The following is a 16,947-nucleotide window of genomic DNA, read 5'->3' as shown; positions in this document are numbered from 1 at the left end:
TGCGTAGTCGTGCGTAGTCGTGCGTTCAGCGGGGGACGGCGTGCCTGCGCGCCTGATCACGGCGGGGGCGTCGTGATCCCGTGCGGTGTGGTCTCGTGCGCCGAGGTCTCGGGTGCCGCGGTCCCCGGCGTGTGCGGGGCGCGGGGCGAGCCGGGGCGTGCGCCGTCGAAGCTGTCGCGCAGCCGGGCGAGCTGGGTGTTGAGCTGGTCGATCTCGTCGTCCGACCAGTCCGCCAGGTAGCCGGCGAGGGCGTGCACATAGCGCTCGGACAGCTCGGTCACCTTGGCGCGGCCGGAGTCCGTGATCGTGAGGATGCGGGAGCGGCGGTCGACGGGGTCCGCGGACCGGTCGATCCAGCCGTGCTCCGCCACGTGCGCCACGTGCCGGCTCGTCACCGATATGTCCACGTCGAGCAGCTCCGCGAGCCGGCTCATCCGCATGGGCCCGTGGTGCTTGAGCAGCGAGAGGACGGCGGCCGAGCCCATCGGGCACTCCGGCGGGAGGATCCGGGCGAGTCCGCGCTTCACCGCGCCGATCGCAGTGAGCTGCCGGCCCAGTTCCTCGTACTGGTGGCGTGCCGCCATCGCCCCTCCCGGAGACCGAAGTCTTTGTTGCTCTAGGCAACCTTAGATTATTTGGTTGCCACAGGCAAACGATAGGAATCTCACAGACTTCAAGGGCTGGTAAAGAGGTGTGTATGCGATGGCAAATATGTGCCCCGAGGGGGCGGGGGTGACCCTTGGGCGAGCTGCCGGGATTCGCTAGGGTCCTGGCCCATGGCACACAACCCCCAAGCCCCGCAGGGCCCCGAGGGCACTCCTGACCCCGCGGGCAGCACCCAGATGTTCCGCGCCTTCGTCGACGAGGGCGGGTCGCAGCGCCGGCCGGAGCCGGTCAGCACGTCCGGCGGCGGGCCGCGCGTCGGCGTGATCGTCGGTGTCGTCGTCGCCGTCATCGTGGTGGCGGCGGTCGCCTGGCTCGCGCTCGCCTGACGGTCCCGTCACCGGGCCGCCGTCCCCAGCGGTCCCATCGCCGAGCCGGAGCCGCCCCCGGTGGTCCGGCCGGCACGCCTTCCAGCAGCCGCATCGACCGGCCGGTTCTTCCCCCCGGCCGTCGGCCGGCACATCTGCCAGTGGTCCGTTCGGCCGGCCGGCGCTTCCCCTGTTCGGCCCGGGCGTCCGTTCGGTCCTGCCCCGATTCCTTCCCCGAGTAGTCCGCTCTCCCGGCGGGCCGGTCGCCTCGCGGTCCGGTCCCGCGGCGGTCCGGTCCCCCGGGCGCGTCCCTTCGGGCGCGTGTGGGGGACCGATTGCTATCCGGAAGCGTTCGGCGGCGCGCTCCGGTCGCGCCCCGGCGGGGTGCCCCGGTACGCAGAAAGCAGACCGCCCCCTCGCGTGCGGCGGGGGGCGGTGCGGTGGCTCTCGGGGTCAGTCCGTGGTGAGCCCCTCCCGGAGCTGGGCCAGGGTGCGGGTGAGCAGCCGCGAGACGTGCATCTGGGAGATGCCGACCTCCTCGCCGATCTGGGACTGCGTCATGTTCGCGAAGAAGCGCAGCATGATGATGCGGCGCTCGCGCGGCGGCAGCTTGGCCAGCAGCGGCTTCAGGGACTCGCGGTACTCCACGCCTTCCAGGGCGGTGTCCTCGTACCCGAGGCGGTCCGCGAGCGAGCCCTCGCCGCCGTCGTCCTCCGGGGCGGGAGAGTCCAGGGAGGAGGCGGTGTAGGCGTTGCCCACCGCGAGGCCGTCGACCACGTCCTCCTCCGACACCCCTAGGGCGGCGGCGAGTTCGGGGACGGTCGGGGAGCGGTCGAGGCGCTGGGACAGCTCGTCGCTGGCCTTGGTGAGCGCGAGGCGGAGCTCCTGGAGGCGGCGCGGCACCCGGACTGACCAGGACGTGTCCCGGAAGAAGCGCTTGATCTCGCCGACCACGGTGGGCATCGCGAACGTCGGGAACTCCACGCCGCGTTCGCAGTCGAAACGGTCGATGGCCTTGATCAGGCCGATCGTGCCGACCTGGACGATGTCCTCCATCGGCTCGTTCCTGCTGCGGAAGCGGGCGGCCGCGTACCGGACGAGCGGGAGGTTCAGCTCGATGAGGGTGTCGCGTACGTACGCGCGCTCGGGGCTGTGCTCGTCCAGCGCGGCGAGCCGCAGGAACAGGGAGCGGGACAGGGTCCGGGTGTCGATGGTCTCCGGGTGCGGGAACGCATCGGGTACGGGTGCGGACGCGGGCTCGCTCACGTCGAGCGTGAGCACCTTCGAGCTGCCCTGATCTGCGGACATGCCACCCCCTTGAGGTCGCGGACGGTCACTGCGGCCGCTCTCGTCGAGGGAACGCCGAGAAGCACAGCCTCCACCTGAATACCGGAAGCAGAGCTCCGGCAAACGCGCTTCCAGCAGAATGTCACATGTCGGCAACACGCTGTAGTGACTTGTCGACATCCAGGGGTTGGGTATGACCGGGATGGGGTGGGTATGGGGTGATCCTCTGGTGACGCTGTCGGAAAAGCGACGGTGATCCGTCCACTCTATTCGGCTATGCGTCGATTCTGTTTGCGGATCTCAGCCGAGCAAAACTGCGCGCGAGCAGCCGTGACACGTGCATCTGGGATACCCCCAGCTCCGCGCTGATCTGGGACTGCGTCAGATTGTTGTAGTAGCGCAGCAGCAGGATCCGCTGCTCCCGCTCGGGCAGTTGTACGAGCAAATGGCGAACGAGGTCGCGGTGCTCGACCCCGTCCAGTGCCGGGTCCTCGTACCCCAGCCGGTCCAGCAGCCCCGGCAGCCCGTCGCCCTCCTGGGCCGCCTCCAGGGACGTGGCGTGGTAGGAGCGGCCCGCCTCGATGCAGGCGAGCACCTCCTCCTCGGTGATCCGCAGCCGCTCGGCGATCTCCGCGGTGGTCGGCGACCGGCCGAACGCGGTGGTCAGGTCCTCCGTCGCGCCGTTGACCTGCACCCACAACTCGTGCAGCCGGCGCGGCACGTGGACGGTGCGCACGTTGTCGCGGAAGTACCGCTTGATCTCGCCGATCACGGTCGGCATCGCGAAGGTCGGGAACTGCACCCCGCGGTCCGGGTCGAACCGGTCGATCGCGTTGATCAGCCCGATGGTGCCGACCTGGACGACGTCCTCCATGGGCTCGTTGCGGCTGCGGAAGCGCGCGGCGGCGTACCGCACCAGCGGCAGGTTGGCCTCGATCAGCGCGCCCCGCACCCGGCCGTGCTCCGCGGTGCCCGGTGTGAGGGTCTTGAGCCGCCCGAAGAGCACCTGGGTCAGCGCCCGGGTGTCGGCCCCGCGGGTGCCGGGCTGCGGGGGCTCGGGTCCGGGGTCGGTGCCGGGTTCGGTTTCGGGCGTGGGATCGGTTTCGGGATCGGGCTCGGGTTCGGGTCCGGGTCCGGGGTCCGTTTCGTGCGTGGGTTCGGAGAGGCCCCTGGACGGGCCGGTGAGGTCCGTCGAGGGGCCGGTGAGGCCGGGCGCGGCCGGGGCGGAGGCGTCCTGCGGCCCGCAGGACGGGTGCTCGGGTTCGGACCCGGACGGGGGGGCCGGGGGGCCGTGGCGCGTCGGGGCCTGGGGCGCGGTGCTGGCAGGCACGGACAAGGCCACCCCTTCCCTTCGTACGACGGCTCGGCTGGCCGCGGACTGGGGGGCGGCTCAGGGGGATGCTCTCACCTCTACTAGCAAAAGCGGTCATAGCATCACAAGACATGTGCACTGTGTGCAAGCACCGCATAATGCCGTGTTGAAGGCGAGTTGGGGCCGTCGGGGAAGGGTGCGGGCTCCCCATCGTCGAGGTGGGGGGCTCCCGTTGTGGACGGGCCGGCGGCGGTTCAGAACTCGTAGTCGGCGATCACCCACGTGGAGAACTCCCGCCACAGTGCGACGGCCGCCTGGTGGTCGCGATGGGCCAGGTAGCGGCGCAGGGCGTCGGCGTCCTCGACGGCGGCGTTGATGGCGAAGTCGTAGGCGATCGGCCGCTCGGAGATGTTCCATTCGCACTCCCAGAACGTCAGCTCCGGGATGCGGTCGCCGAGCTCCTTGAAGGCGCGGTAGCCCTCGGCGGCCCGGGGCTCGTCGCGCTTGACGCCTTGGTTGAGCTTGAAGAGGACCAGATGGCGGATCACGAGGACTCCTTCGCGGTGCGGGGCACGGACGGCGATGGGGGTGGGGCCGATCGTGAGGCCTGCGGTGGTGCGGGGCAAGGAGGCGGTGCCGCGCACGCGGGTCACCGTGACCACGGGTCACCGTGAACGCGCGGCTCGGGCCGGGCGGCTCGGCTCGGGCGGTGTGGCGCGCGGCGTGCGGCTTGGCGGTGCGGCGCACGGCCTGCCGGGGCCGGCGCGGGGCTGGCGGGTCGGCGCGAGGCCGGATGGGGCGGCCGGCCGGGTGCGGCGCTCGGCCTTTCGGAGCGCTCGCGGTCCATGCGGCGACGGGGGACCGGGTACGGTGCGGGGCCAGGGCGGCGCCGGTCGGCCCCGAGGTCCGGGGGTTCCCGGCCGGCGGTGGGATACGGGTGGCGGTGGGACACGGGTGGCCGGTGGCCACGCGGGCTACTGCGCGCCGTTGATGACCCAGGTCATGAAGTTGCCTATGGATTTGGCTGCGGTGGATATGCCCTCGAACCCTATCTGGACATAGTCGGCAGCCTTGGCCGGGTCCGTGATGATCAGATAGAGCACGAAGACGATCACTACGTAGAGCGCGATCTTCTTCGGCTGCACGGCTGTGGCCTCCCCTGCCTGCTGTGGTGCACGTGGGTCCCCTGGTGCCGGCGGTGAGTGTAACCCGGCGGCCCTTTCCGGACGAGGATGCGCGACACCCGCGATGGGGGCCGGCACGGCCTTGTCACTCCGCGCCGTCCCCCAACGCCTCGGCCACCACGTCCCTGAGCACGCCGGGGTCCGGGGCGGCGGGCAGGGCGCCCTGGGCGATGCGCGGGTTGCCGCCGCCCGCGCCGCCGAAGCGTTCCGTGATCCGGGAGAGCAGCCGGGCCGCGCCGATCCGCTCGCGGTGGCGCTCGGGCACGCTGGCGACGATGTTGGTCCGGGCGCCGCCGGTCAGCCAGAGCACCGCGAGGCGGCCCTCGTCGCCGGAGAGCCGCTGGGCTTCCTTGCGCAGCCCGGCCGCGGCGCCGGCGGCCTCGGCGAGGGTCACGTCCACGCCGCCCACGCCCGCGTCCCAGCGCCTGCCCAGGGCGGCGGCACCGGAGTCCGGCGTGCCGGTGCGCGCGTGCCGGGCGAGCCGTTCGATGGCGGGCACCAGGTCCTGCGGCGCGGTGCGCAGCACGGCGGTGGCCTCGGCGAGCACCGCCGACTGATCCAGGGTCAGCTCGACGGCACGCTCCCGGGTGACGGCGACGATCCGCCGCACCCCGGCCGCCACGCTCTGCTCGGTGACGATGCGGAACGAGCCGATCTGCGCGGTGTGCTCGACGTGCGTACCGCCGCACAGCTCCTTGGAGAAGCCGTCGAACGACAGCACCCTCACCTCGTCGGCGTACTCCTCGCCGGGCAGCGAGATCGCGCCCGCGGCGACGGCGTCGGACGGCGCCATCGACTCGACGGTGCGCGGCGCGTCGGCGAGCACCCAGGCGTTGACGAGGCGTTCGATACGGGCCAGCTCCTGACGGGTGACGGGCCGCGGGTGCGTGAGGTCGAAGCGCAGCCGGGCGGGCTCGACCAGCGATCCGGCCTGCCGGACGTGCTCGCCGAGCACCTCGCGCAGCGCGGCGTTGAGCAGGTGGGTGGCGGTGTGGTTGGCGGCGGTCATGGCGCGCGCGCCGGCGTCCACGGCGAGGTGCACGGTGTCGCCGCGGCGCAGCTCGCCGGCGCTGACCCGGGCGCGGTGCAGGAAGCGGCCGCTCTCGTGGGCCACCGTGTCGGTGACCTCGGCCTGGCCGCCGGCCGCGGTGGCCGAGCCGCGGTCGCCGACCTGCCCGCCGCCCTCGGCGTAGAACGGGCTGCGGTCGGTGACCAGGTCGACCTCGGCGCCCTCGCCCGCCCGCTCCACCGGAACGCCGCCGCTGAGCAGCGCGAGGACGCGGCCCTCGGCCTCAAGGGCGTCGTAGCCGAGGAACGCGGTGCGGGGCGTGCCCGAGAGCGCGGTCGGCAGGACGTCATCGGGACGGGTCCGGCGGGCGGTACCCGGCTCGGCGGCGGCGCCGCGGCTGAGGGCGCGGTGCCGCTCCAGCGCGGTGTCGAAGCCGGCGCGGTCCACGAGCACCCCGCGGGCCGCGGCGATCTCGCCGGTGATCTCGACGGGCAGGCCGTGGGTGGCGAACAGCCGGAAGGCCTCCTCGCCCGGGATCTCGTCGTACCGGTCGAGCACCTCGTCCAGGTGGTCGAGGCCGCGCCGCACGGTGCCCTGGAACTCCTCGCACTCGCGGGCCGCTGCGGCGGCGATGTCGCCTCGCCGGGCGGCCCAGTGCGGGTAGTGCGCGGCCATCCGGGCGACGGCGGCCGCCACGATCGGCTCCGGCCGGAAGCGCTCGTGGCCGCGGGTGAGGGCCAGCGTCATCGAGGTGCGGATGAGCCTGCGCGGGATGTACCCGCGGCCCTCGTTCCCGGGCCGGACGCCCTCGGCGAGGATGGCGACGGCCGCACGCATGTGGTCGCCGATCACGCGGTGGTGGTGCTGGACGCCGCCCGGCTCGCCGAGAGCGTCCTGGACGGCGGTGACGACCGGGGCGAGCAGGTCGGTGTCGTAGACGCTGTCGAGGCCGTTCAGCGCGAGCTGGAGGCGCTCCAGGCCCGAACCGGTGTCCACGCTGTGGAACGGCAGCGGCCGCAGCACGCCGTCGAGACCCTTGTCGAACTGCATGAACACGCCGGCGTTCCAGATCTCGATGTACCGGCGGCTGGTGTCGAACGGGCCGCCCGGCACGTACGCGGGCCCGAAGGTGTCGCCCGTGTCGAGGAACACCTCCGTGGACGGGCCGCAGGGGCCGCTGTCGCCGGCGGGCCCCCAGAAGTTGTCCTCGGCGGGCAGCGCGACGATCCGCTCCCGTGGCACCCCGACGCGCTCCCAGGCCGCGGCCGACTCCTCGTCCGGGGGCAGCCCGAGGCCGCTGTCCCCGGCGAACACGGTGACGTAGAGCCGGGCAGGGTCGAGCTCCAGGTCGACGGTGAGCAGCTCCCAGGCCAGCTCGACGGCGCGCCGCTTGAAGTAGCCGCCGATGGACCAGCTCCCGAGCATCTCGAAGAACGTGATGTGGTGCCGGTCCCCGACGTCGTCGATGTCCTTGGTGCGGATGCAGCCCTGGACGTTGCAGAGGTCGGTGGCGGGCGGGGTGCTCTCCCCGGTGAAGTACCGCTTCAGCGGTGCCATGCCGGAGTTGACGAAGAGCAGGGTGGGGTCGCTGCGCGGGACGATCGACGCGCCTTCGATACGGGTGTGGTGGTGCCGTTCGAAGAAGCGCAGGAAGCGTTCCCTGATCTGTTCGCTGTCCATGGAGGGCATGGCTGTGCCCGCCTTTCGAGGGCCGGTGCCGGGGAGGGACCGCAGCTTAATTCCCGGACCGCGCCCGTGCCCGGCAATTTCCGGCGGGGGTGGCGGCGGGTGCCGGGGGCGCCGGGAGGGTCGCCTTGGCGGGCTGCCCCTGGTCCACGGGCATGCTCCCGCGACCCCGGCGGGCGGGGTGCGTCCGATCGGGTGAACCCGCCTGATCCCATGTGATCCCGCCTGATCCCGCCTGATCCCGCGTGATCCCGCCTGATCCCGCGTGCTCGCCCCGCCTGATCGCCCCGGTCATCAGGCATCCCGTCGCGCACCCATAACGCACCTAGGACGCGCTGACGGACCGCCCGCGTGGTACGGTCGAATTAACGCACGCTGATTGCGTTATATAGGGAAGGGGATCCCCATGGAAGCCATACAGGTCAACCGGTTCGGCGGCCCGGACGTGCTCGTGCTCACCGAACTGCCGGATCCGGTGCCCGGACCGGGCCAGATCGCGATCGACGTCACCCATGCGGCCGTCGGACTCGTCGACGTCTACCTCCGGCAGGGCCTGTACAAGGACCGCGAGGGGCTGCCCCAGCCGCCCTACGTCCCCGGTCTCGAGGTCGCCGGAACCGTTCGCGCGCTCGGTGACGGGGTCACCGGCTTCGCGGTCGGGGAGAAGGTGGTGGCGCTTCCGGGCGACGCGACAGGAGGCTACGCGCCGGTCTACATCGCCCACGGGGCTGACGTCGTGTCGATCGAGGGATACGGCATCGATCCCGCACTCGCCGCCGCCGTCATCCCCAACGCGATCATGGCCCACGCCGCGCTCACCGGCGCCGCCCGATTCTCCGCGGGCGAGAGCATCCTCGTGCACGGCGCGCTGGGCGCGTTCGCGGCCACCTTCCCCGGCATCGCCCGGCAGCTCGGCGCGTCGCGCGTGGTCGGCACGGTCCGCGGCGCGAGGATGGGCATGGCGGGCGCCACCAAGCTGCCGTACGACACCGTCGTCAGCTCCGAGCAGCTGCCGGATGCCCTGGCCGGGGAGAAGTTCGACGTCATCGTCGACCCCGTGGGCGGCGCCGTCCGCACGCAGAGCCTGGACCTGCTGGCTCCGTCCGGCCGCCTCCTGCTGGTCGGCAACGCCAGCGGGGACTGGGAGCACCGCATCGACGGCAACCGGCTCTGGTACGGGAACCTCACCGTCACCGGGTTCAACGCCGGCGGCTACCTGCCGGTCCACCCCGAGGCCATCCGGCCCGGTGCCGAGGCCGCGCTGAAGGCCGCCGCCGACGGCCTGGCCGACACCGAGATCGAGACGCTCCCCCTGGCGGACGCCGCGACCGCGCACGAGCGGTTGGAGAACCACTCGGCGGGCGGCCGCATCGTCCTGACCCCCTGAGCGATGCCCCGCCGTGCGCCGAACGGCACCGGCCCGTTCTCCGTTCCCGCCGCGAGCCGTTCGCGCGGGCTGAACTCACGGCCGGTCCGGCTGGAACGGGAACTGAGACGGGAACTGAGACGGGAACGCACGAAGGGCCCGGCTCGATGAACCGGACCCTTCGTCAATCTGCGGTAGCGGAGGGATTTGAACCCTCGGTGACTTGCGCCACACTCGCTTTCGAGGCGAGCTCCTTCGGCCGCTCGGACACGCTACCGAGACAGATCCTAGCCCACCGGGAGCCGTGCTCCGAAATCCGTTTCCGCGGCCGGGTGCGGGCGGGTGCGGGCCGTCCCCGGCCGGCGCCGGCCGGGGACGGGCGCGCGGGCGGGCCTCGACGGGCGCGGCGGGTCAGCGGGTGCGGAAGAAGTCGGTGAGGAGGCGGGCGCAGTCGTTGGCGAGGACGCCCGCGATCACCTCGGGGCGGTGGTTGAGCCGCCGGTCGCGGATCACGTCCCAGAGCGACCCGGCGGCGCCGGCCTTCTCGTCGACGGCGCCGTAGACGAGCCGGTCCACCCGCGACTGGACGATCGCGCCCGCGCACATGGTGCACGGCTCCAACGTGACGACGAGGGTGCACCCGGTCAGCCGCCAGCTTCCGAGCGCCGCCGCGGCGCGCCGCACCGCCAGCAGTTCGGCGTGCGCGGTGGGGTCGGCGGTGGCCTCGCGTTCGTTGTGCCCGGTGGCGAGCACGGTGCCGTCCTCGGACAGCACGACGGCGCCGACGGGCACATCGCCACCCCGGACGGCCTCGCGGGCTTCGTCCAGGGCACGCCGCATGGCGGCCCGCCAGCGGTCTCGTACCGGGTCCCGCGCGGGGCCGTGCGCCGTGCTCACAGGAGGAACGCGGTGCGCGGCCCGGAGGAGTCCGGGGGCCCGTGGCCGGGCCCGGCCGTGGAGTTCAACGAACGGTTTCCAGCACCTCCGCCGCCCCCAGTGCGTCGGCGATCTCGCTGAGCGCGTCGCCGCTGTCCAGGGCCAGCAGGTCCTTCTCCTCGACTCCGAGGTCCGCCAGGATCTCGAAGTCGCCGAGCGGTCCTGACGGCACGGCCTCGGCGGAGTCGAGGTCGCCCTCTTCCTCGCTGTCGGCGGCGACGGGGTCGCCGTCCTCGGTGCCGTCGAGGTCGAGGGCGTCCAGGTCGTCGCCCTCGTCATCGGCGCCGGGCTCCCGGCCGAGCAGTTCGTCGGTGAGCAGGATCTCGCCGTACGCGCTGCGGGCGGCTGCGGAGCCGTCCGAGACGTAGATGCGCGGGTCCTCCTCGCCGTCCACGCGGACGACGCCGAACCAGGCGTCCTCCTGTTCGATGAAGACGAGCACCGTCTCCTCGTCGGACGCGGCCTCGCGGGCCAGGTCGGTCAGATCCGAAAGGGTCTCCACATCGTCGAGCTCCGTGTCGCTCGCTTCCCACCCGTCTTCGGTGCGCGCGAGCAGTGCGGCGAAGTACACCGTGACTCTCCCACTGGTCATAGGCGTGCCGGTTGGTGGTCCCCCCGGCGGCGGCTTGAGGCGGGTTCTGCGCTGAGCCCTGCCCCAATCGGAATCGTGGCAGAAAGAACGGCCTGAGGAGAGGTCTTCCGCCCCCTGTGTCCGCTCTTGTTTTCGCTCGGTCCGCCTTTCGGGCATTCTTCCGTATCGCCATCCGCTCCCGAACGGCCCTCCCCCCGCCCACGGCCTGCGCTTTCTCCGAGGCGCCCGGCCGCCCCCGCCGGGCCCGCCCGGCGCGCCGCGCGGGGGAGCGGGCGAGGGGTTTCCTGCGGCCAGGAGGGCGAACGGACGGCCAGGTGAGGGAATCCGGAGGGGAACGTGCCGCGGCGCGGAACCGCCGGCGGTACCGCTGAGCGCCCTCACCGGTCCCGCACCTCAATCCTGCGGGAATCCCGCTACCAGCGGAAGGTCCGCATGCGCACCGCCTGCCTCATCCGTTCCGCACGGGCGTGCCGCGGGCGGATCCGGGCGCGCAGCTCGCGTGCCTCGGTGAGGTCGCGCAGGAACTGCGCCCTGCGCCGCCGGCGCTCCGCCTCGCTCTCCGGCCGCCCCTCGATTCCACCGGCGGATCCGCCGGGCGGGCCGGTCGTGCCGGGTGGGTCGGTCGTGCCAGCTGGGTCGGTCGTGCCGGGCGGGTCGGTCGTCCCGCGTCCGGCGGTCGCGCCGGGCCCGCCGGCTGCGCTGGGCCCCCCGGCCGTGCCGGGCCCGTTGGACGTGCCGAGTACGTTGGCCGCGCCGGGCCCCCCGGGGCCGTCCGCCCCGTCGTGCTCATCCGGTCCCGCGGCCGCTCCCGCCGCTGCTCCCGCCGCCGCTGCTGCCGCAGCACGGGCGGCCTCGCGCGCTCTGGACCGCGGCGCCTTGCCCGCCGCGCGCGCTCTTCGGTCCCCCACCCGCGCCTGCCTGCCGGCCTGGTCGTCCGCCTCGCCGGCCAGTCCCCCGTTACGGTCGTCCGCCCCGTGCGCTTCCCCGCTGCCGCCGGGCATCGGCCCCACCACCCCAACCCCGAGCCCCCTGGATCAGAATCATCATCTTCCCTCTACCGGGCGGTTTGATGCCGGCACGGCCGCGGCCCGTGCCCCGTTAGTGTGGGGGTATGCGTCTCCACGTAGTCGACCACCCCCTGGTGGCCCACAAGCTGACCACCCTGCGCGACCAGCGCACCGACTCAGCGACCTTCCGGCGGCTCGCCGACGAGCTGGTCACGCTGCTCGCCTACGAGGCGACGCGTGACGTGCGCACGGAGCAGGTCGACATCGTGACGCCCGTGTCGACCACCACCGGGGTGAAGCTCACGCACCCCCGGCCGCTGGTGGTGCCGATCCTGCGTGCCGGTCTCGGCATGCTGGAGGGCATGGTGCGGCTGCTGCCGACCGCCGAGGTCGGCTTCCTGGGGATGATCCGCGACGAGGAGACGCTGATGGCGTCGACCTACGCGACCCGGATGCCCGAGGACCTCTCCGGCCGTCAGGTGTACGTCCTCGACCCGATGCTGGCCACCGGCGGCACCCTCGTCACCGCTCTCAAGGAGCTGATGAAGCGCGGCGCCGACGACGTCACCGCCGTGGTGCTGCTGGCCGCGCCGGAAGGCATACAGGTCATGGAGCGCGAGCTGGCGGGCACCCCGGTCACGGTGGTCTCGGCCGCCCTCGACGAGCGCCTCAACGAGCAGGGCTACATCGTCCCGGGCCTCGGCGACGCGGGCGACAGGATGTACGGCACGGTGGGCTGAGCGGCGGCGGCGCGGGCGTTCGGGCCACCCGCAAGCAGAGCGGTGCGGCCTGCGCGAGGGCAGGGCGCTGGCGCGCGGGCGCGACCGCCGGGCCTCAGTAGCTCTTCAGCAGCTCTTCGATGGGCTCGGCTTCGGCGCCGGGTGCGTCAGCACGTTGAGCGCCTTGGCGGCCGCCGCCTCGCTCGCCAGGCCCTTGAAGCCCTCGCCGATGATCAGGTCGACCGCCTTGTCCTTGCGGCCGTCCGCACGCTTCTCGGCGCCCGTGAGCTGGGTGCCCAGCACGGGGATCGCCGTGCTCAGCGCGGCCGGCGGTCCGAGCAGCACCCCGACGCTCTTGACCTTCTTGTCGTACTGGGCCGTGGCGTTGCCGACGTCGCCGATGGTGAAGCCGCGCTTCTTCAGCTCGTCCGCGGTCTGCTTCGCGAGGCCGCTGCGCGTGGTGGCGTTGAGCACGTTCACGGTGATCTGCTTCGGCTTCGGCAGGACGGCGGCGGGGGTGGGCGAGGCGGCGGGGGCGCCCGCGGCCCTGGACTCGCCCGCATGGCCGGTCTTCGACGTGACGCACGCCTTGCCGCGACCCGCGGCGCTCGCCTTCTCGGTGCCCGTGAAGACGCCGACGAGTTGCATGCTCCCCCACCCGAGCACCCCGACCACGACGGCGGACGCGATGACGGTCAACGTGAGTCTGCCGCGCCGGCGTCCCCGCCGCATACGAGGGTATTTGTTCCCTGTGATGCGGTATTTGCCGCCCAAGCCGGGGGGAGTGAGCATGCTCATGGCCGCAGCGTAGTGCGAGAGGACGGCAATGCCTACCGGATGATCATCGTATGACACGCATTCGGCTCGAAAGGGTTATGACCGGCCGCCGTCCGGCCCAGCGCGGGCGGGCCCGGTGGCTCAGCGGGCCCGGCGCTCAGTCGAGTTCGAGCACGCGGGCGTGCAGCACCTGCCGCTGCTGGAGCGCGGCGCGCACGGCGCGGTGCAGGCCGTCCTCCAGGTAGAGGTCGCCCTGCCATTTGACGACGTGGGCGAAGAGGTCGCCGTAGAACGTGGAGTCCTCGGCGAGCAGTGTTTCCAGGTCGAGCTGGCCCTTGGTCGTCACGAGCTGATCGAGGCGGACCGGGCGCGGCGCGACGTCCGCCCACTGCCGGGTGCTGTCCCGGCCGTGGTCGGGGTACGGCCGGCCGTTGCCGATGCGCTTGAAGATCACACGGAAAGCCTACCGGGCAACGCTCCGTGGGCGCAGCCGCGACGGCCGTATTCCCATCCGCCGGCCCAGCCCCTGGCCACCGCGCCGCCCCCCGGCCGGCCCCGTCCCGGCATGCCGGCGCGCTCACCGCGCACCCGTGACGGCCCGGCGCGAGCGGAACTTCCCGGCGTACGCGGACGGGCCCGGCGTACGTGGACGGGCCCGGCTGTACCCGGGAGGGCCCGGCGCACCGGAGTGGTCCGGCGCACGCGGAAGCGTGGCGCACCGCAGTGGCGCGGCGTGCCGGAGTGGCGTGGCGTGCCGGAGTGGCGCGGCGCACCGGAGTGGCGCGGCGCACCGGAGTGGCGCGGCGCACCGGAGTGGCGTGGCGCGCGCGGAACGGCCGGATGTGCGCCGTCACTTCCGCTTCAGCTCCCGCTTGTGCTCGCGCACCTTCGTCAGGGACTCCTCGCCGGTGATGTCGGCGGCGGACAGGTGCGCGCCCTCCTCGCCGTACGCGCCGGCCGCCTCCCTCCAGCCCTCGGGGCGGACGCCGAGCTGCTTGCCCAGCATGGCCAGGAGGATCTGGGACTTCTGCCGCCCGAAGCCGGGCAGGTCGACCAGCCGCCGCAGCACCTCCGCACCGCTCGCCGCGCCCTCCCAGACCCCCTCGGTCCGGCCGTCGTACCGCTCCACGAGGTACTGGCAGAGCCGCTGGACGCGGGTCGCCATGGACCCCGGGTAGCGGTGCACGGCGGGGGTGGCGGCGAGCAGCGCGGCGAAGTCGTCGGGGTCGTGCGCGGCGATGGCGAACGCGTCGAGGTCGTCCGTGCCGAGCCGCTGCGCGATGGTGTACGGCCCCGTGAACGCCCACTCCATCGGGATCTGCTGGTCGAGCAGCATCCCGACCAGCACGGCCAGCGGGCTGCGGCTCAGCAGGGCGTCCGCCTCGGGCCGCTGGGCGAGGTGAAGGGTGGCGTCCATGCGTCGATGATCACCCGCACCGCGGCCCCGTCTCCCGCACGCCGCGGTGCGCCACGCCCGGCGGGGACCCGAAGCGGGGGCGCCGGTGCGCCGTTCGGGTGCACGGGGCGGGTGATGCGCTGTTCGGGTGCGTCGTCGCCGGGGTGTGCTGTTCGGGGGTACGGCCGCCGCGTCACGCTGCCGGTTTGCGGGCCTCGATGAGGTAGCGGGCGGAGTGCGCGACGAAGGGGCCCTCGGTGCGGATCCGCGCGTCCAGCTCGCGCAGCCGGTCGCGGTGGCCCTCGACGGTGAAGCCCGGCACCATCCAGATCACCTTCCGCAGGAAGTAGACGACGGCGCCGATGTCGAAGAACTCGATCCGCAGCCGGGCGTTCCTCAGGCCGACCACCTCCAGCCCGGCCGCCTCGGCTCCGCCGCGGGCGACGTCCGGGTGCCGGCCCCGCCGCTGCTCGTCCGTGAGCGGCCCGAGGAAGTACTCGACGAGCTCGAAGACGCTTTCCGGGCCCACGTGCTGGGAGAGGTAGGTGCCGCCGGGGCGGAGCACCCGGGCGATCTCCGGCCAGTGGACGGCCACCGGGTGACGGCTGGTCACCAGGTCGAAGGCGCCGTCCGCGAAGGGCAGCGGCGGCTCGCCGTCGTCCGCGACGACCACCACGCCGCGCGGGCGCAGCAGGGCCGTCGCCTTGGCGAGGTTCGGCGGCCAGGACTCCGTCGCGGCCATCAGCGGCGGCAGCCGCGGCACTCCGGCGAGCACCTCGCCGCCGCCGGTCTCCAGGTCCAGTGCGGACGGCACGCGTGCCAGCCGCTCGCCGATCTGCCGCTGGTAGCCCCACTCGGGGCGCTCCTCGGTCGCCCGGCCGTCCAGCCAGGAGAAGTCCCACCCGTCGACGGAGACGGCACCGGCCTCGGCGACCAGGTCGTCGAAGGAGCGGGTGGCGGCAGGGCGGGCGGGGCCGGTCGGCACGGGACGGTCGGTCATGCGGGTGAGCGTGGCAGGGGTGGTCGGGGGGCACCACCGGTTTTCCGGCGGGCGGGCGCTCGGGCGGGTACGGGGCGCCGCTTCGAGGGAACGGCGGTGGCCCGCAGTGCCGCCGCCGCGGCCCTCGCCGACTCCCGGCCCGCGGGCGTCAGCGGGTGCCCGGCCTCGAAGCGGGCGCCGGCCAGGGCCGTGCCGGCGGCGGATGAGACAAGGGTCACGCGGACCGTCATACGGGGCTCCGTGCTCTTCTCGCGCCGGTACCCGGCCGCCGGGCGGGGCCCAAGTCGCCCCTGGCACGGGCGGGTTGGGTGGCCGGACCCGGCGGCGGTGGGCCGTTCGAGCCGCACAAGGGGGTGTTGGCCTGCGGGCGGCCGGGCGGTACGGTTCCGATGATATTCACGCGACACGGCGGAACCCGGTGGGAGACCGGGGCGGTCGCGCCACTGTATGTCCGGCATCCACCGGACGAGCCAGACCCGCCGTGCCGACCGAGCTCCACCTATCGGGACGCGAGTTCCCCGCAGGAGGTCCCATCATGGCGCAGTCCATCGCATCGCCGGCCACGGAATCGGCCACCACCCAGCCTCTTCCCGTTCCCAAGCTCTCCGTGCGGGCCGTGCTCCCCTGGGCGGTCTTCTTCGGCGTGCTGATGCTCGTCCTGCTGTACTTCGTCGGCGCCGAGCAGGGCGCCACCTCCGTGTTCTCGGGCACCGACGTGCACGAGTGGGTGCACGACGGCCGTCACCTGCTCGGCTTCCCCTGCCACTGACGGGCCGGGGCACCGTGTCCGACGAGCGGGCGGCCGAGCGGTCAGTCGACTCCTCCGCTGTCCGGAATCTTCTGGTGCGTGGCATGCTCGCGGGTCTCGCCGCGGGCGTGCTCGCCTTGGTCGTCGCATACCTGCTGGGCGAGCCGCGGGTCGACTCCGCCATCGCCTTCGAGGATGCGCACTCCCACGAGCACGAGATGGCGGTCGTCAGCCGGTCGCTCCAGTCGACGGCGGGCCTGGCGACGGGCGTGCTGGTGTACGGGGTCGCCTTCGGCGGCATCGTCGCGCTGGCGTTCTGCTTCGCGCTGGGCCGCGCCGGCCGCTTCGGGCCGCGGGCCACGGCGATGCTGGTGTCGCTGGCCGGTCTGGTCGCCGTCTACTTCGTGCCGTTCCTGAAGTACCCCGCCAACCCGCCCTCCGTGGGCGACCCCGGCACCATCGGCAAGCGGACCGCGCTGTACTTCCTGATGATGCTGCTCGCGGTGCTGCTCGCCGTGGCCGCGGTGATCGCCGGGCGGCGGCTCGCGCCCCGGCTCGGCACCTGGTACGCCACCGTGGCCGCCGGTGCGGGCTTCGTCGTCGCGGTCGGGCTGGCGTACGCGTTCCTGCCCGCCGTCAACGAGGTGCCGAAGGACTTCCCGGCGAGCCTGCTGTGGCAGTTCAGGCTCTCGGCCCTGGCGATCCAGCTCGTGCTGTGGACGGCGTTCGGGCTGATCTTCGGCGAGCTGTCGGAACGGGTGTTGCGGGGCGCGGGGCGCCGGGTGGGTGGCCGGGGCGGCCACGATTCGGCGGTCGGAGCGGAACCGTCCTGACGGGGCTGTTCCGGTTGCCTCCGGACCGCCGGTCGGTGGGGGCTGCTCGCGCCGTTCCCGCGCCGTTCCCCGCGCCCCTTTGGGGGCGCTGGAGCGCGCTCAAGAGGGGAGCCACGACGAGACC

At 73.3% G+C, this 16,947-nt stretch carries 18 protein-coding genes, 1 tRNA gene and 1 riboswitch; of the genes, 5 read left to right on the top strand and 14 right to left on the bottom strand.

The annotated features are described in order from the left end of the window. Positions 1-56: 56 nt before the first annotated feature. The gene (locus Sm713_RS27685) at positions 57-584 is read right to left on the bottom strand and encodes a MarR family winged helix-turn-helix transcriptional regulator (RefSeq protein ID WP_212912765.1); all 528 of its coding nucleotides are present in this window, start codon (positions 582-584) and stop codon (positions 57-59) included. Between the two features lie 192 nt (positions 585-776). On the opposite strand from Sm713_RS27685, the gene Sm713_RS27680 reads away from it, so the two are divergent. Further along, positions 777-992, top strand: a complete 216-nt coding sequence (locus Sm713_RS27680; RefSeq protein ID WP_212912764.1) for a hypothetical protein — start codon at positions 777-779, stop codon at positions 990-992. Positions 993-1,424: 432 nt separating this feature from the next. Here Sm713_RS27680 and Sm713_RS27675 read toward each other — a convergent pair whose 3' ends face one another. The 5 genes from Sm713_RS27675 to alaS all read right to left on the bottom strand — a co-directional run bounded on the left by Sm713_RS27675 (position 1,425) and on the right by alaS (position 7,443). Further along, positions 1,425-2,279: an RNA polymerase sigma factor SigF gene (locus Sm713_RS27675; RefSeq protein WP_212912763.1), complete on the bottom strand. Its 855-nt coding sequence runs from the start codon at positions 2,277-2,279 to the stop codon at positions 1,425-1,427. Between the two features lie 253 nt (positions 2,280-2,532). After that, entirely contained in the window at positions 2,533-3,588 is a 1,056-nt protein-coding gene (locus tag Sm713_RS27670) for an RNA polymerase sigma factor SigF (protein WP_212912762.1), read from the bottom strand. Positions 3,589-3,824: 236 nt separating this feature from the next. Then, positions 3,825-4,118, bottom strand: coding sequence for a Dabb family protein (locus tag Sm713_RS27665; protein WP_212912761.1), 294 nt, complete (start codon positions 4,116-4,118; stop codon positions 3,825-3,827). A gap of 426 nt (positions 4,119-4,544) precedes the next feature. Continuing rightward, complete coding sequence (locus Sm713_RS27660) at positions 4,545-4,715, bottom strand: hypothetical protein (RefSeq protein WP_212912760.1); 171 nt, start codon at positions 4,713-4,715, stop codon at positions 4,545-4,547. A 124-nt stretch (positions 4,716-4,839) separates the two neighbouring features. After that, a complete protein-coding gene (gene alaS / locus Sm713_RS27655; RefSeq protein ID WP_212912759.1) occupies positions 4,840-7,443 on the bottom strand; it encodes an alanine--tRNA ligase in 2,604 nt (867 codons plus the stop codon). A gap of 412 nt (positions 7,444-7,855) precedes the next feature. Here alaS and Sm713_RS27650 point away from each other — a divergent pair, with 412 nt between their 5' ends. After that, the gene (locus Sm713_RS27650) at positions 7,856-8,836 is read left to right on the top strand and encodes a zinc-binding dehydrogenase (RefSeq protein ID WP_212912758.1); all 981 of its coding nucleotides are present in this window, start codon (positions 7,856-7,858) and stop codon (positions 8,834-8,836) included. Between the two features lie 171 nt (positions 8,837-9,007). On the opposite strand, the gene Sm713_RS27645 is transcribed toward Sm713_RS27650, so the two are convergent. The 4 genes from Sm713_RS27645 to Sm713_RS27630 form a co-directional block, all read right to left on the bottom strand. Then, positions 9,008-9,092: transfer RNA gene (locus Sm713_RS27645), tRNA-Ser, on the bottom strand. A 134-nt stretch (positions 9,093-9,226) separates the two neighbouring features. After that, a complete protein-coding gene (tadA, locus tag Sm713_RS27640; RefSeq protein ID WP_212914882.1) occupies positions 9,227-9,655 on the bottom strand; it encodes a tRNA adenosine(34) deaminase TadA in 429 nt (142 codons plus the stop codon). A 121-nt stretch (positions 9,656-9,776) separates the two neighbouring features. After that, on the bottom strand, positions 9,777-10,322 hold the full coding sequence (locus tag Sm713_RS27635; RefSeq protein ID WP_212914881.1) for a hypothetical protein: 546 nt from the start codon (positions 10,320-10,322) through the stop codon (positions 9,777-9,779). Between the two features lie 434 nt (positions 10,323-10,756). Further along, a complete protein-coding gene (locus tag Sm713_RS27630) occupies positions 10,757-11,344 on the bottom strand; it encodes a response regulator (protein ID WP_212915157.1) in 588 nt (195 codons plus the stop codon). 110 nt (positions 11,345-11,454) lie between these two features. Between Sm713_RS27630 and upp the strand changes: the two genes are divergently transcribed. Then, positions 11,455-12,090, top strand: a complete 636-nt coding sequence (upp, locus tag Sm713_RS27625) for a uracil phosphoribosyltransferase (RefSeq protein ID WP_212912757.1) — start codon at positions 11,455-11,457, stop codon at positions 12,088-12,090. A gap of 105 nt (positions 12,091-12,195) precedes the next feature. Here the strand turns inward: upp and Sm713_RS27620 are convergent, their stop codons facing one another. From Sm713_RS27620 to Sm713_RS27605, 4 genes are all read right to left on the bottom strand, one after another. After that, on the bottom strand, positions 12,196-12,867 hold the full coding sequence (locus tag Sm713_RS27620; RefSeq protein WP_212912756.1) for a LytR C-terminal domain-containing protein: 672 nt from the start codon (positions 12,865-12,867) through the stop codon (positions 12,196-12,198). Positions 12,868-13,003: 136 nt separating this feature from the next. Continuing rightward, positions 13,004-13,300 carry a type II toxin-antitoxin system VapB family antitoxin gene (locus Sm713_RS27615; protein WP_071268372.1) on the bottom strand — a complete coding sequence of 99 codons (297 nt, stop codon included), beginning with the start codon at positions 13,298-13,300 and terminating at the stop codon, positions 13,004-13,006. Between the two features lie 396 nt (positions 13,301-13,696). Then, a complete protein-coding gene (locus tag Sm713_RS27610; protein WP_212912755.1) occupies positions 13,697-14,263 on the bottom strand; it encodes an HhH-GPD-type base excision DNA repair protein in 567 nt (188 codons plus the stop codon). A 172-nt stretch (positions 14,264-14,435) separates the two neighbouring features. Beyond that, a complete protein-coding gene (locus Sm713_RS27605; RefSeq protein ID WP_212912754.1) occupies positions 14,436-15,242 on the bottom strand; it encodes a class I SAM-dependent methyltransferase in 807 nt (268 codons plus the stop codon). 364 nt (positions 15,243-15,606) lie between these two features. Beyond that, a riboswitch (cobalamin riboswitch) is annotated at positions 15,607-15,741 on the top strand. A gap of 36 nt (positions 15,742-15,777) precedes the next feature. Between Sm713_RS27605 and Sm713_RS27600 the strand changes: the two genes are divergently transcribed. Together Sm713_RS27600 and Sm713_RS27595 are read left to right on the top strand one after the other, a co-directional pair. Continuing rightward, positions 15,778-16,011 carry a CbtB domain-containing protein gene (locus Sm713_RS27600; protein WP_212912753.1) on the top strand — a complete coding sequence of 78 codons (234 nt, stop codon included), beginning with the start codon at positions 15,778-15,780 and terminating at the stop codon, positions 16,009-16,011. A gap of 71 nt (positions 16,012-16,082) precedes the next feature. Further along, positions 16,083-16,823 (top strand): CbtA family protein, encoded by a 741-nt coding sequence (locus tag Sm713_RS27595; RefSeq protein ID WP_283249852.1) that lies wholly within the window; start codon positions 16,083-16,085, stop codon positions 16,821-16,823. Positions 16,824-16,947 lie beyond the last annotated feature (124 nt).

Origin of the sequence: Streptomyces sp. TS71-3 (assembly GCF_018327685.1) — a bacterium.
Classification (GTDB): Bacteria; Actinomycetota; Actinomycetes; order Streptomycetales; family Streptomycetaceae; genus Streptomyces.
This window is presented reverse-complemented; position numbering and strand designations above follow the sequence as displayed.

Bases quoted from the DNA above. Each gene is read 5' to 3' on its own strand.
- tadA (WP_212914882.1), bottom strand. From the start codon at position 9,655: ATGCGGCGTGCCCTGGACGAAGCCCGCGAGGCCGTCCGGGGTGGCGAT.
- Sm713_RS27610 (WP_212912755.1), bottom strand. From the start codon at position 14,263: ATGGACGCCACCCTTCACCTCGCCCAGCGGCCCGAGGCGGACGCCCTG.
- Sm713_RS27650 (WP_212912758.1), top strand. From the start codon at position 7,856: ATGGAAGCCATACAGGTCAACCGGTTCGGCGGCCCGGACGTGCTCGTG.
- upp (WP_212912757.1), top strand. From the start codon at position 11,455: ATGCGTCTCCACGTAGTCGACCACCCCCTGGTGGCCCACAAGCTGACC.
- Sm713_RS27685 (WP_212912765.1), bottom strand. From the start codon at position 584: ATGGCGGCACGCCACCAGTACGAGGAACTGGGCCGGCAGCTCACTGCG.
- Sm713_RS27680 (WP_212912764.1), top strand. From the start codon at position 777: ATGGCACACAACCCCCAAGCCCCGCAGGGCCCCGAGGGCACTCCTGAC.
- Sm713_RS27675 (WP_212912763.1), bottom strand. From the start codon at position 2,279: ATGTCCGCAGATCAGGGCAGCTCGAAGGTGCTCACGCTCGACGTGAGC.
- Sm713_RS27630 (WP_212915157.1), bottom strand. From the start codon at position 11,344: ATGCCCGGCGGCAGCGGGGAAGCGCACGGGGCGGACGACCGTAACGGG.
- Sm713_RS27600 (WP_212912753.1), top strand. From the start codon at position 15,778: ATGGCGCAGTCCATCGCATCGCCGGCCACGGAATCGGCCACCACCCAG.
- Sm713_RS27605 (WP_212912754.1), bottom strand. From the start codon at position 15,242: ATGACCGACCGTCCCGTGCCGACCGGCCCCGCCCGCCCTGCCGCCACC.
- Sm713_RS27620 (WP_212912756.1), bottom strand. From the start codon at position 12,867: ATGAGCATGCTCACTCCCCCCGGCTTGGGCGGCAAATACCGCATCACA.
- alaS (WP_212912759.1), bottom strand. From the start codon at position 7,443: ATGGACAGCGAACAGATCAGGGAACGCTTCCTGCGCTTCTTCGAACGG.